Here is a 12,892-nt window from a genome sequence, read left to right as displayed (position 1 = left end):
GCGCGGCCCATCCGGATGGATGGCATCACTACCCTCCCGGCCGAACTGCGGACCGGGAGGGGCATTCGTTACTTACTTGCCGGACTTGATCTTGGTCCAGCTGCGGGTCATCAGACGCTGCACCTTGGCCGGCAGATCCGGGAAGGTGTAGATCTTCTGCAGGGTCGCCGCATCGGGGTAGATACCCGGATCGGTGCGGATCGCCTCATCCACCAGCGGGGTCGCCGCCTTGTTGCCGTTCGGGAACTGCACCACGTTGGTGATGTTGGCGATCACCTCGGGCTTCATCAGGTAGTTGATGAAGGTGTGGGCCGCCTCGACGTTCTTGGCATCCGCCGGAATGGCGATCATGTCAAAGAAGCTGCCTGCCCCCTCTTTCGGAATGGTGTAGGTGAGCGCGACGCCATTCTTGGCCTCGGCTGCCCGCGCCTTGGACTGCTGCAAGTCACCGGAGTAACCGACCGCGACGCAGAGGTTGCCGTTGGCCAGATCCGAGATGTACTTGGAGGAGTGGAAATAGGCGGTATAGGGACGGATGGAGAGGAACAGCTCCTCAGCCTTCTTCAGCTCGGCCGGTTTCTGGCTATCCGGTTTGAAGCCCAGATATTGCAGGGCGGCCGGCAGCATTTCGGTCGGTGAATCGAGGAAGGAGACGCCACACTCTTTCAACTTGGCCATGTTCTCCGGCTTGAACACCAGATCCCAGGAGTTGACCGGGGCATCGGCCCCCAGCACGGCTTTCACCTTCTCGGCGTTGTAGGCATATCCGATGGTGCCCCACAGATAGGGGATGGAGTACTGGTTGCCTGGATCGCTCGGCTCGAGCGCCTTGAGCAGGTCGACATCCATGTTTTGCCAGTTGGAGAGCTTGGACTTGTCCAGTTTCTGGAACACGCCCGCCTTGATCTGCTTGGCTAGGAAGGGGTTGGATGGCACCACGATGTCGTAGCCCGAACTACCCGCCAGCAACTTGGCTTCCAGTACCTCGTTACTGTCGAACACGTCATAGACCACCTTGATCCCCGTCTCCTTCTGGAAGTTATCTAGGGTATCCGGCGCTATGTAGTCGCTCCAGTTGTAGACGTGCAGCACCTTCTCTTCAGCCATTGCTCCGGCACTTGCCATGACCAGAGCCACAGAGGCAGCGATCACTCCTGTTTTGAAAGACATCATCCTTGTCTCCTAAGCAAATTGTATGCGCATGCCAACCTGCCCGACCCACCTCAACCCTTCAGCTTTGCGGCTGTCAGATCCAGACTGCGTCTGGCCAGATCGACCAATTCATCAACCTGTTCCTCGGTGATGACCAAGGGGGGCGATATGATCATGGTATCGCCTACCGCCCTCATCACCAAGCCATTGTTAAAGCAGAACTCCCGGCAAGTCATCCCCGCATTTGCCTGAGCCGGGAAACGCCGGTTGGTCTGCTTGTCCTCAACGATTTCCAGCGCGGCGACCAATCCTTTGCCACGGGTTTCTCCCACCAGCGGATGATCGGCCAGCTCCGCCCAGCGGCGCTGCAAATAGGGGCCGATAGTATCATGCACTCGCTTAACTATGCTCTCTTTCTGCATAAGCTGGATATTGGCCACCGCCACGGCGCAAGAGACCGGATGACCCGAGTAGGTGAAGCCGTGGTTGAACTCGCCCCCCTCCTCCACCAGCCCCTTGGCAACCCGGTCACTCACCATCACTGCGCCGAGCGGCAGATAACCGGAGGTGATCCCCTTGGCCAGACACATCAGGTCCGGCTTGATGCCAAACCCTTCGCTGGCAAACCAGTGGCCGGTACGGCCAAAGCCGCAGATCACCTCGTCGGCGATCAGCAGGATGCCGTAGTGATCGCAGATGCGCTGGATCTCCGGCCAGTAGCTGTCAGGCGGAATGATGACGCCGCCCGCCCCCTGGATCGGCTCGCCGATAAAGGCAGCCACCTTGTCCACCCCCAGCTCCAGAATCTTCTGCTCCAGCTGACGGGCCCGCTCCAGCCCGAACTCGTGGGCACTCATCCCCTGCCCCTCACCGAAGTGGTAGGGCTGATCGATGTGCACTATGCCGGGAATGGGCAAGCCGCCCTGGGCATGCATCCCCTTCATGCCACCCAGACTCGCCCCCGCCACGGTGGAGCCGTGATAGGCGTTGTGGCGGCTGATGATCACCTGTTTGTCAGGCTGACCCTTGCTGGCCCAGTAGTGGCGCACCATCCGCAGCACGGTGTCGTTGCACTCGGAGCCGGAGCCAGTAAAGAAGACGTGGTTGAGATGGGCGGGTGTCACCTCGGCCAGCAGGGTCGCCAGCTCGATCACCGGCGGGTGAGCGGTCTGGAAGAAGAGGTTGTAGTAGGGCAACTGCTGCATCTGGCGGGTAGCGGCATCCACCAGCTCCTGGCGGCCATAGCCCATATTGACGCACCACAGGCCCGCCATACCGTCGAGGATGCGTTTGCCCTCGGAGTCTTCCAGATAGACGCCGCTGGCTTTGGTAATGATGCGCGAGCCCTTCTTGTTCAGGGCCTGAAAGTCGGTAAAGGGGTGCAGGTGGTGGCTGGCATCCAGTTGTTGCCACTCACGGGTTGTCTGCTGCATTTGTTGCTCCTCGGTTCCTTCGATTTGGCAATATTCTGTCGTCAAACAGTCAGGTGGGTAGTCAGGCGGGCTTGCATGCTCGCAGCCACAACCACTCACAGGTGGCTGCCGCCACCTGACTCACGTTCCGGTCTCTTCGATACAGGGATCGGGGAGGCCGACTCCGGCCTCCCCGTTACAGGGGGATCAGACGTTCAGCAGCAGGAACTCCCGCTCCCAGCGACTGATCACCCCGAAGTAGGTTTCGTACTCTTTGCGTTTAACCGCGACGAAGGCGCGGGTGAAGCGCTCCCCCAGCATCTCCTTGATGGGCTCGCACTGTTCGAGATGGCTGAGTGCCTCCTCCAGCGAGCGGGGCAGGCTGTAGGGCAGGTCATAGGCGCTCGACTTCATCTCCGGCAGCGGCTCCAGCTTCTCCATCATGCCGAGATAGCCACAGGCCAGAGTGGCGGCCAGCGCCAGATAGGGGTTGGCATCGGCACCGGCGAAGCGGTTCTCCACCCGCCGTGCGCTCGGGTCGGAGAAGGGCACCCGCAGGCCGCAGGTGCGGTTCTCCACACCCCACTGGACGTTGCGCGGCGCGCTCTCGCCAAAAGTGAGGCGGCGGTAGGAGTTGACGTTGGGGGCCAGCAGGGCGGTCACCGCCGGGGTGTATTTCTGCAGACCGGCGATAAAGTGCATGAACTGTTCGCTGTTGCCGCCGCTCGAGGTGCCGAACAGGTTGTGGCCGTTCACATCTTCCAAACTCTGGTGGATGTGCATGGCCGACCCCGGTTCGTCGCTCATCGGCTTGGCCATGAAGGTGGCATAGATGCCGTGGCGGTGAGCGGCTTCACGCATGGTGCGCTTGAACAGGAACACCTGATCCGCCAGATCGATGGCATCACCATGCAGGAAGTTGATCTCCATCTGGGCGGCGCCCGACTCGTGGATCAGGGTGTCCACCTCCAGCTCCTGCGCCTCGCAGTAGTCATACATGTCTTCAAAAATGGGATCGAACTCGTTGACCGCATCGATACTGAACGACTGGCGGGCGGTCTCAGGGCGGCCGTTGCGACCCACCGGCGGCACCAGCGGATAGTCGGGGTCTTCGTTGCGGGTGACCAGATAGAATTCCAGCTCGGGCGCCACCACCGGCTTCCAGCCCTGCTTCTCGTAAAATGACAGAACCCGACGCAGCACGGAGCGCGGCGCGATGTCGATCAGCTTGCCGTTGACGTCGAAACAGTCGTGGATCACCTGTGCAGTGGGCTCCAGCGCCCAGGGTACAAAACGGATGGTGTTGGGGTCGGGATAGAGCTGCATGTCCCGCTCCAGCGGGTCGATCATGCTGTCGTCATCCGGATATTCGCCGGTCACCGTCTGGGTGAAAATCACCTCGGGCAGACGCATGCCCCCTTCACGCAAAAACTTGTTGGCTGGGATGATCTTGCCCCGGGCGTTGCCGGTGAAATCCGGGAACAGGCACTCCACTTCCGTGATGCGATTGCTCTCCATCCAGCCTTTGATACTGTCCATGTTAAACCCCGACTTTACGGTTGCCATTGGCAAGGGTGTCTAATATATGGAACACCCTTGTTATAAAATTGTAATCAACATCACCATAAAAGCCCGCCATCAAGGGCAATGTCAAGCGGGCGTGTTTAAAAAACTATAAATAACGGCGCATATAATGACCAAGGCGGCACCAAATACTAAACACTAAAATCCGTACGAAGCCCCCCCCCTCTCGTCGTTGCAAAGGCGATGCCAACAGAGGGTGACGCGGACGCCAGATCCCGACCAATCCCCCACAGGAACGGACCATTTTTTTGCAAGGGCGCACAATCCTTATCCTATTTGCTTTGCTTGGCTGCATTTTTTTGGTACAAGGCCCGCCCTGATTTGCACTCTCTTGCATGAAACAGGTGCAAATCGGGATACAAGGGCTTGGTCTGTAGGCAGACAGCCCCCATAAACAGGGATAATTGGGTTAGTAAACTGACTGGTAGTTAATCGTATGTGTGATTTCATGACTGAAGACCAACTGGCCTTTTACAAGGGGCAGATCGAGCGACAGATCGTCGAGCTCGAAGAGCGCCTGAACTCCCAGGCCAGCCAGGCCATCGCCACCGACACCAACGAGATGGCTGATGAAATTGACCGTGCCAGTATCGAGGAAGCCCGCCGTCTGGAGCTGAACCGCATCGAGCACGACAAGCTGCACCTGCGCAAGCTGCGGGGCGCATTGAAGCGCATCAGCGAAGGGGATTTTGGTTACTGCGAATCTTGCGGTGACGAGATCTCCCTCAAGCGGCTGCATGCCCGTCCGGAATCCCGTTTCTGCGTCGAATGCCAGAGCACCAAGGAATTTAACGATACCCACGTGTTCCGTCGCGTCGCCTGATTCTTCGAAGAACCGTCACCATTCTGGTGCAACAGACGCCAGCAAGGCAGGGCCCTGCGCTCAAACCTTGCACAACGCCTCGCAGCAAGATGGTGACAAGTTCTGTTAGACTCCGGACACCTTCCGGAATCTACAGGAGAACAGAGAGTGAAATGGCTCATCAAGCTGTGTTTGTGCCTGCCACTGCTGGCACAAGCACAGGTTCTGACGGTCAAGGTCCCCAGCCGTCCCGTCAACAATCTTGACCAGGAGTACCAGTACAAGCTGCTGGAACTGGCCCTGACCCGCTCCGGGCAACCCTTTCGCATCCAGCCTGTCGAACTCGACCTCAACCAGTTCACCCTCCAACAGCAGCTGAGCAAGGGCAAGACCATCAACGTCTTCTGGATGGGCACCTCCAGCGCACTCGAATCTTCCCTGATTGCCGTCCCCATTCCGCTGTTTCGCGGGCTGGAAGGATTGCGGCTGTCATTCATCCACGCGGATGCCCAAGAGAAGTTCAACCAGATCAATACCCTGGCCGACCTCAAACAGCTGAAGGCGGCGCAAGGGGTCGGTTGGGCCGATAACAAAATTCTGGAAAATGCGGGCATCCCGACCTTCTCCGGCCGATACAGCAGCCTGTTTCGCCTTATCAACGACGGCGACAAGATCGACTTCTTCCCGCGCGCCCTGGTGGAGATCTTCGCCGAGCGCAGCGAACTGGTGGCGCAGTATCCCAACCTCGCCATCGAGCAGCATCTGCTGATCCGCTACCCCTTCGCCCAGTTCTTCTTCGTCAGCCCCGAATACCCCAAGCTGGCCAAGGCGATTCAGACCGGGCTGGAGCGGGCCTATGCCGATGGCAGTTTTATGAAGTTCTTCAATGACAACCCCAAGATCCGCGAAGCGCTCGCCAGCGCCAACCTCGATCAGCGGGTCACCATCGCCCTGCCCAATCCGGATATGACCCCGTTGCTAAAATCCATTCCGGCCCAATATTGGGAGTATCCACCGCAGGGATAAGTATCCCGAGCCCCTGACCACGAAGGTCAGGCAGCGAGAACACAGTGCGCCAGGGAGGTGCCATGAAGGGAATCCAGGAGTGGTTTGCGCAGTACGGCCAGAGTCATCGCCATCCGGTCAACGTCGCCATCCACAAACTGGCGGTGCCGGGCATCTATCTCTGCTCGCTGGCGCTGCTCTGGTGTCTGCCACACGGGCCCTTGCCAGAGCCCCTCAACTGGGCGGCAGTGGCAGCCATTCCGGTGCTGCTGTTCTATTTGCAGCTGTCGTTTTCGCTGTTCGCGGGGATGGCCGGGCTGACCGCGCTCGGGCTGGCCTTCTGCCACCAATGGCAGGGGCCGCTGTTGTGGCCCGCCGTGGCAGCGTTCGTGCTGCTCTGGATAGCCCAGTTTGTCGGCCACAAGATCGAGGGCAAGCGCCCCTCCTTCCTCGCCGACCTGCAATTTCTGCTGATAGGCCCCGCCTGGGTGCTTGCCAGCCTCTATCGTCGCCTGGGCATTCCCTATTGAAGGGGGGCCAGGCCAACAGGAGAGACCATGACACATAACCACACGCGACATAATGCCCTGCGCCGCGCCCTGCCCCTGCTGCTGGGGGCCCTGTTTGCCGGCCCGGCACTGGCCGACAAGGCCGACCCGGTCGGTGAAGTGAGCACAGCCTTCAAGCTGTTTGGCCCCAACCACAAGATCCTGGTGGAAGCGTTCGACGACCCGCGCATCGACGGCGTCGCCTGCTATCTGGCGCGCCCAAAGACTGGTGGCGTCAAAGGCGGGCTGGGACTGGCGGAAGATCCCTCCCACGCCTCCCTGTCGTGCCACCAGATCGGCCCCATCACCCTGCCCGAAAAACTGAAGGCGGGAGAAGAGGTGTTCGATGTCAGCACTTCACTGGTGTTCAAGGAGCAGAAAGTGGTGCGTTTTTACGACAAGAAACGCAATGCACTGGTTTACCTGACCTACAGCACCAAACTGGTGGATGGTTCGTACAAGAGTGCAGTCAGCGCCGTTCCTATTATGCCATGGGGACAATAACCAGCCGGTTTGTCCGGTGATAGCTGACCCATTTTGTTGTAATTTGACGACACACACGCTGCGGAGCACATACCATGAAAGTCGCCGTATTCAGTACCAAGAGCTATGACAAAGAGCATTTCAACCAGGCCAACAGCCAGTACGGCTTCGACCTGGAGTTTTTCGATGTGCGGCTGGAGGCCAAAACGGCCCGACTGGCTCACGGCTTCCCGGTGGTGTGTCTGTTCGTCAATGATGATGCCGACCGCGAGGTATTGACCGAACTGGCTGCCAACGGCACCCAGGTGATCGCCCTGCGCTGCGCCGGTTACAACAACGTGGATCTGGCCGCTGCCAAAGAGCTGGGGCTGAAAGTGGTACGAGTGCCCGCCTACTCCCCCGAGGCGACCGCCGAGCATGCTGTCGGCATGATGATGTGCCTCAACCGCCGCATCCATAAGGCTTATCAGCGCACCCGCGACGCCAACTTCTCGCTGGAAGGGCTGGTCGGCTTCAACATGCATGGCAAGACCGTTGGCGTCATCGGTACCGGCAAGATCGGTCTGGCCGCCCTGCGTATCCTCAAGGGCTTCGGGGTTCGCCTGCTGGTGAACGACCCTTACCAGAATCCGGCAGCCATCGAGCTGGGAGCCGAGTACGTGGATCTCGATACCCTGTTCCGCCAATCCGACATCATCAGCCTGCACTGCCCGCTGTTCAAAGAGAACTACCACCTGTTGAACAAGGAGGCATTCGCCAAGATGAAGGACGGGGTGATGATCATCAACACCAGCCGTGGCGGCCTGCTCGACTCCAACGCCGCCATCGAGGCGCTCAAGACCTCCCGCATTGGCGCGCTGGGGCTGGACGTCTACGAAGAGGAAGAGGATCTCTTCTTCTCCGACAAGTCCAACGAAGTGATCACCGATGACGTGTTCCGCCGTCTGTCCGCCTGCCACAACGTGCTGTTCACCGGCCATCAGGCGTTCCTGACCCGCGAGGCGCTGCACGCCATCGCCGATACCACCCTCGGTAATATCCGCGCCATCGAGAGCCAGGGCCGCTGCGACAACGAAGTGGAATAAGGGCTAATCCCTTCATCCTGTTCTTCATTGCGGTGCGCCGGGTTGTGAGACCCGGCGCCTTCGGGTAGGCTAGCCCCCCTTTTTTATTCAGGAGTCTGGCGCCCATGTTTATCGGATTTGATTACGGCACCTCCAACTGTGCCGTGGCCGTGATGGAACAAGGTAGCCCCAGGCTGCTGAATCTTGGCGCATCCCGCTATCTCCCCTCCACCCTGCATGCGCCCCACCGGGATGCCATCGCCGGTCTGTTGGCCGAAGGGCTGGCCCCCGCCCAGCAGGCGGAGTACCTCAAGCTGCGTGGCCCCGTGGTCACCCGCGCCCAGATGGTTCGCCGCCAGATGCGCGAAGAGGGACTGATCGACGAGCTGAGCTTTGGCGGCGCTGCACTGGAGCGCTATCTGGAAGAGCCGGACGATGGCTACTACATCAAATCGCCGAAATCCTTTCTCGGCGCCTATGGCCTCAAGGCCCCCCAGATCGCCCTGTTTGAAGACATCGTCTGCGCCATGATGCTCCACGTCCGCCAGGAGGCGGAGCAGCAGCTCGGCGCCCCGATCCGCCAGGCGGTGATCGGCCGTCCGGTCAACTTCCAGGGTCTGGCGGGGGAAGAGAGCAACCAGCAAGCTATCGCCATCCTGACCGAGGCGGCCCGTCTGGCCGGTTTCGAGCAGGTGGAGTTCCTCTACGAGCCGGTGGCGGCCGGGTTTGAATTCGAGGCGCGCCTCACCGAAGACGCCGTGGTACTGGTGGTGGATATCGGCGGCGGTACCACCGACTGCTCCATGCTGCGGATGGGCCCCAGCTACCGCGATCAGCTGGATCGCAGCGGCGATCTGCTCGGCCACAGCGGCCAGCGGATCGGCGGCAACGACTTCGATATCCGCCTGACGGTGGAGGGGATGATGCCGCTGCTCGGCATGCACGAGACCCTCAAGACCGGCAAGCCGCTGCCCCACCCGCTGTTCTGGGATGCGGCCGCCATCAACGACGTCAGCGCCCAGAGCCGCTTCTACAGCCTCGACACCGCCCGCCAGCTGCAGGATCTGCAGCTCGACAGCCAGCCCGGCAGCAAGCTGGGGCGTCTGGCCAGCCTGCGGGCCCACAAGCTGAGCCACCAGCTGGTGTGGCGTGCCGAGCAGGGCAAGATCGCCCTCTCGGAGCAGGAACTCAATCGCCAGTCGCTGGCCGAGCTGGAAAAAGGGCTGGAAGCGGAGCTGACCCGCGAACAGCTGGCCAACGCCTCGGCCCTGCTGCTGGAGAAGATTGGCGAGCTGATGGACGAAGCGATTGCCGCCGCCGGTGTGCAGCCGGATCGCATCTTCGTCACCGGCGGTAGCGCCCGCTCGCCGCTGATCGCCAGCTTTATCCGCCAGAAGCTCCCGTCCATCCCGCTTGAGGGGGGGGATGACTTCGGCTCGGTGGCCGCGGGTCTCGCCCGTTATGCCGAGCGGCTGTTCGCCAACTGAGCCGTGAGATAGCGTAAATCGATGGCAACATCACCCGTGTGTTGCCATTAAGCGACAGTCATGCGGGACAAGGGGCGACAGAAGCGGTCGGTCGTCCCCTCTCCCGCCCTGCTCCCGACTGCCCAAAAAGGGTATTCTTGACGCTCCCCCAACCGGAGCCCCCTCATGCCCAGATTGCCCTTTTTGCTGATCCCCCTGTTACTGCTCGCTGGCTGCAGCTCGACCGCCTTTGTTCAGCAAGATCTGCAACACCACCACTGGGTACTGAGCAAACTGGATGGCGAACCGATCGAGGCCCCCCGCGACAATCCCCCCGATTTCGAGATCGGCGAGCACTTCACCGTCAACGGCATCGCCGGTTGCAACCGCTACTTCGGTCAGGGCCATCTGGAAGATGACAAGCTGTGGGTCACCAGTCTGGGCAGCACCGAAATGGCCTGCATGCCGCCGCTCGACACTATCGAACAGGCTGTACTGACCACCCTTACCGAGGGGGCGACCTTGAGCGGTACCAGTCAGAACCTGATCCTGCAGGGCAAACAGCACCGTTTGGAATACACCTTGCGCGACTGGGTGTTCTAGCGCTCACAAAGCCGCATCACAAACAGGAACATGTTGTCCGGCTGTGGCACAATATGAGGCAGAGTTCGCAATGGAGGCTGCCTCAGCCATGTCGATGGATCGCCTGTTTGACAAGATCAAACAACTCCCCACTATTCCCAAGCTGCTGCACGAGTTGATGCAGAGCTTCAACGACGAGAATGCCCGCATCGACGAGATTGCGGCCAAGATCGCCATGGATCAGGTGATCAGCGTCAAAGTGCTGCGGATGGCCAACTCGGCCGCCCTGCGCCGGGGCAACGAAGTGACCTCCATCGAACAGGCGGTGATCCGGCTCGGCTTCAACCGGCTGCGCTCCGTGGTGGTCGCCTCCGGCATCATCGGCACCTTCAAGGCCCCGCCCAGCTTCGACAAGAACAAGTTCTGGACCGAGACCTTCCAGGTCGCCACCATCGCCAAGACCCTGGCGCAGGAGGCCAAGGTGATGGATCCCGAGACCGCCTTCACCTGCGCTCTGATCCACAACATCGGCGAACTGCTTATCCAGAGCACCTTGCCGGAAGAGGCCGAGCTCATCAACATGGCGATCCAGAACGGCAGCAGCCGGGTCGAGGCCCAGCGGGAGATGCTGGGCTACGACTATGCCCAGCTCGGTGCCGAGCTGGCGCGGCGCTGGAACCTCTCCGAGGCCTTCGTCGATGCCATCTCCCAGCAGCTTGACCCGCTCTCCCACGATCCGGTCAGCAAGGAGGCGGTGCTGATCCGCCTCGCCGTGTTTATCTCCTTCGCCTGGAACGCGGGCGTGCCTGCCCAGGCCATCATCGCCCGCTTCCCCAAACCGCTCGCCGACCAGTTGGGACTGGATCCCAAGTCGCTGGCAGGCCAGCTCGAAACATTGCATGAACAGGGTAATGCCCTCGCCGATCTTCTGACTCAATAAGCATCATGACCCATCCGTTTCTGTTTCATCCCCAGGTGGCGCCCTGGTTCAAAGAAAGCGCCGACGCACTGCAATTGACCCTTTTTAGCGAGCTGGATGCGCCGATCCGCGAGGTGTGGCTGCGCCACGAGCCGGATAACGAGGAGTTCCTGATCCCGATGACAGCGGTCTCCACCCGCGATCGGCTACAGGTGTGGCAGGCGACCCTGCCGCTCATCAAGGGACAGGATATCCACCTCTACAGCTTCAAGTGCCTCACCGACGAGGAGCAGTGGTGGCTGCACGGGGCGGGCGTCAGCGCGTCCATGCCGCCACGGGAGCAGCATTTTCGCTTCAACAGCCTGCACCAGCCACCGGCCTGGGTGCAGGATCAGGTGTTCTATCAGATCTTCCCCGACCGTTTCTGCAACGGCGATCCGTCGCTGAGCGTCAAGCATCACGAGTACGAGTACCGTGGCAAAGCGGTGATCAGCAAGGCCTGGGGCGAGCCGGTCAGTCGTCATGAAGAGGGCCACGGCGCCTGCGAATTTTACGGCGGCGATCTGGCGGGCATCGATGCCAAGCTGCACTACCTGCAATCCCTCGGGGTGACGGCGCTCTACCTCAACCCCATCTTCGATTCGCCGAGCAACCACAAGTACGACACTCAGGACTACTTCAAGGTGGATGCCCACCTCGGCAGCAACGAGCAGTTCGCCGAGCTGACCCGCAACCTGCACCAGCGTGGCATGAAGATCATCCTCGATGCGGTGGTCAACCACACCTCTACCGAACACCCCTGGTTCTGCCCACCACTGGGCGCCCAGAGCAACCCGGATTCGCCGTGGCGCAGCTTCTACACCTTTGACAAAGAAGGGGATTACGTCAGCTGGAAGGGCATTCGCAGCCTGCCCAAGCTCGACTTCTCCTGCGAGAAGGTACAAGACGCCGTCTATCGGGCCGACGACGCCATCCTCCGTTACTGGATGCGCGCCCCCTACCAGATCGATGGCTGGCGCTTTGACGTCATCCACATGCTGGGCGAGCGCGGCACCGCCGAGGGCAATCGCAGCCATGTACGCGCCATTCGCGGGGCAGTGAAGCAGGAGAACCCGGACGCCTATGTGCTCGGCGAACACTTCTTCGAGGCGAGCCAGTGGCTGCAAGGAGATCAGGAGGACGGTGCCATGAACTACTACGGCTTCGCCCATCCGATCCGCGCCTTCCTGGCTGGCAAGGACATCGCCTACCACCCCATCAAGATCAGCGCCGAAGAGCTGGATCGCTGGCTCAAGCTGGCGCGGGCCCACATCCCGTTCAAGAACCAGCTGGCCCAGTTCAACCTGCTGGACAGCCACGATACCGCCCGCTTCCTCCACCTGCTGGGTGAAGACAAGCAGCGGATGCAGCTGGCCGCCACCCTGCTGCTCACCTATATCGGTGTGCCCTCCATCTACTACGGCGATGAAGTGGGACTCTCCGGCGGCAACGACCCGGACTGCCGCCGCTGCTTCCCGTGGGATACCACAGACTGGGATCACGTGCTGCACGACCACTATCGCCGGCTGATCCAGATCCGCCGCCAGCGCCCCTCGCTGCGCCGTGGCGATATCCAGACCCTCTATGCCGGCCCGCACAGCTATGTGTTTGCCCGCACCCTGCAGAGCGATCAAGTGGTGGTGGCCTGCAACCGCCACCCGAGCGAGCCGCGCACCATCAGCCTGCCCCTGTGGCAGACCGCCAGCCCTGCCAGCCGTTTCACCGACGCCTTCAACGGCGAGAAATTTGAAGTGGTGCAGGGCGAGGTACAGCTCACCATCCTGGCCAACTCGGCGAGAGTGCTGATCTCCAGCTGAGTGGGCAACTGACATGCTG

12 protein-coding genes are annotated in these 12,892 nt (G+C 60.8%); 9 read left to right on the top strand and 3 right to left on the bottom strand.

All coding sequences use genetic code 11. The features are described from left to right. Positions 1–72 precede the first annotated feature (72 nt). From AB5Y73_RS12900 to AB5Y73_RS12890, 3 genes are all read right to left on the bottom strand, one after another. On the bottom strand, positions 73–1,170 hold the full coding sequence (locus AB5Y73_RS12900; protein ID WP_005340709.1) for an extracellular solute-binding protein: 1,098 nt from the start codon (positions 1,168–1,170) through the stop codon (positions 73–75). Positions 1,171–1,223: 53 nt separating this feature from the next. Then, entirely contained in the window at positions 1,224–2,585 is a 1,362-nt protein-coding gene (locus tag AB5Y73_RS12895) for an aspartate aminotransferase family protein (RefSeq protein WP_058056392.1), read from the bottom strand. 186 nt (positions 2,586–2,771) lie between these two features. Continuing rightward, the gene (locus AB5Y73_RS12890; RefSeq protein ID WP_021230755.1) at positions 2,772–4,103 is read right to left on the bottom strand and encodes a glutamine synthetase family protein; all 1,332 of its coding nucleotides are present in this window, start codon (positions 4,101–4,103) and stop codon (positions 2,772–2,774) included. 481 nt (positions 4,104–4,584) lie between these two features. Between AB5Y73_RS12890 and AB5Y73_RS12885 the strand changes: the two genes are divergently transcribed. The 9 genes from AB5Y73_RS12885 to malZ all read left to right on the top strand — a co-directional run bounded on the left by AB5Y73_RS12885 (position 4,585) and on the right by malZ (position 12,873). Further along, complete coding sequence (locus AB5Y73_RS12885) at positions 4,585–4,971, top strand: TraR/DksA C4-type zinc finger protein (RefSeq protein WP_005356952.1); 387 nt, start codon at positions 4,585–4,587, stop codon at positions 4,969–4,971. Positions 4,972–5,118: 147 nt separating this feature from the next. Further along, positions 5,119–5,976 carry a hypothetical protein gene (locus tag AB5Y73_RS12880; protein ID WP_042081792.1) on the top strand — a complete coding sequence of 286 codons (858 nt, stop codon included), beginning with the start codon at positions 5,119–5,121 and terminating at the stop codon, positions 5,974–5,976. 62 nt (positions 5,977–6,038) lie between these two features. Further along, positions 6,039–6,485 (top strand): DUF962 domain-containing protein, encoded by a 447-nt coding sequence (locus AB5Y73_RS12875; protein WP_107683311.1) that lies wholly within the window; start codon positions 6,039–6,041, stop codon positions 6,483–6,485. Between the two features lie 27 nt (positions 6,486–6,512). Next, positions 6,513–7,007 (top strand): CreA family protein, encoded by a 495-nt coding sequence (locus AB5Y73_RS12870; protein WP_005355485.1) that lies wholly within the window; start codon positions 6,513–6,515, stop codon positions 7,005–7,007. A 74-nt stretch (positions 7,008–7,081) separates the two neighbouring features. Beyond that, positions 7,082–8,071, top strand: coding sequence for a 2-hydroxyacid dehydrogenase (locus AB5Y73_RS12865; protein ID WP_005340720.1), 990 nt, complete (start codon positions 7,082–7,084; stop codon positions 8,069–8,071). A gap of 104 nt (positions 8,072–8,175) precedes the next feature. After that, the gene (gene yegD, locus AB5Y73_RS12860) at positions 8,176–9,537 is read left to right on the top strand and encodes a molecular chaperone (RefSeq protein ID WP_279499376.1); all 1,362 of its coding nucleotides are present in this window, start codon (positions 8,176–8,178) and stop codon (positions 9,535–9,537) included. A 165-nt stretch (positions 9,538–9,702) separates the two neighbouring features. Then, entirely contained in the window at positions 9,703–10,119 is a 417-nt protein-coding gene (locus AB5Y73_RS12855; RefSeq protein ID WP_107683310.1) for an META domain-containing protein, read from the top strand. Positions 10,120–10,189: 70 nt separating this feature from the next. Beyond that, positions 10,190–11,038, top strand: coding sequence for an HDOD domain-containing protein (locus AB5Y73_RS12850; protein ID WP_064341032.1), 849 nt, complete (start codon positions 10,190–10,192; stop codon positions 11,036–11,038). Between the two features lie 5 nt (positions 11,039–11,043). Beyond that, positions 11,044–12,873, top strand: a complete 1,830-nt coding sequence (gene malZ / locus AB5Y73_RS12845; protein ID WP_118854445.1) for a maltodextrin glucosidase — start codon at positions 11,044–11,046, stop codon at positions 12,871–12,873. The last annotated feature ends 19 nt before the right edge of the window (positions 12,874–12,892 follow it).

The sequence above is a fragment of the Aeromonas sp. s7(2024) genome (genome assembly GCF_040907825.1).
Taxonomy (GTDB): domain Bacteria; phylum Pseudomonadota; class Gammaproteobacteria; order Enterobacterales; family Aeromonadaceae; genus Aeromonas; species Aeromonas veronii.
Note: the sequence above shows the minus strand (reverse complement) of the source record. Positions and strands in the feature narration are given on the sequence as shown.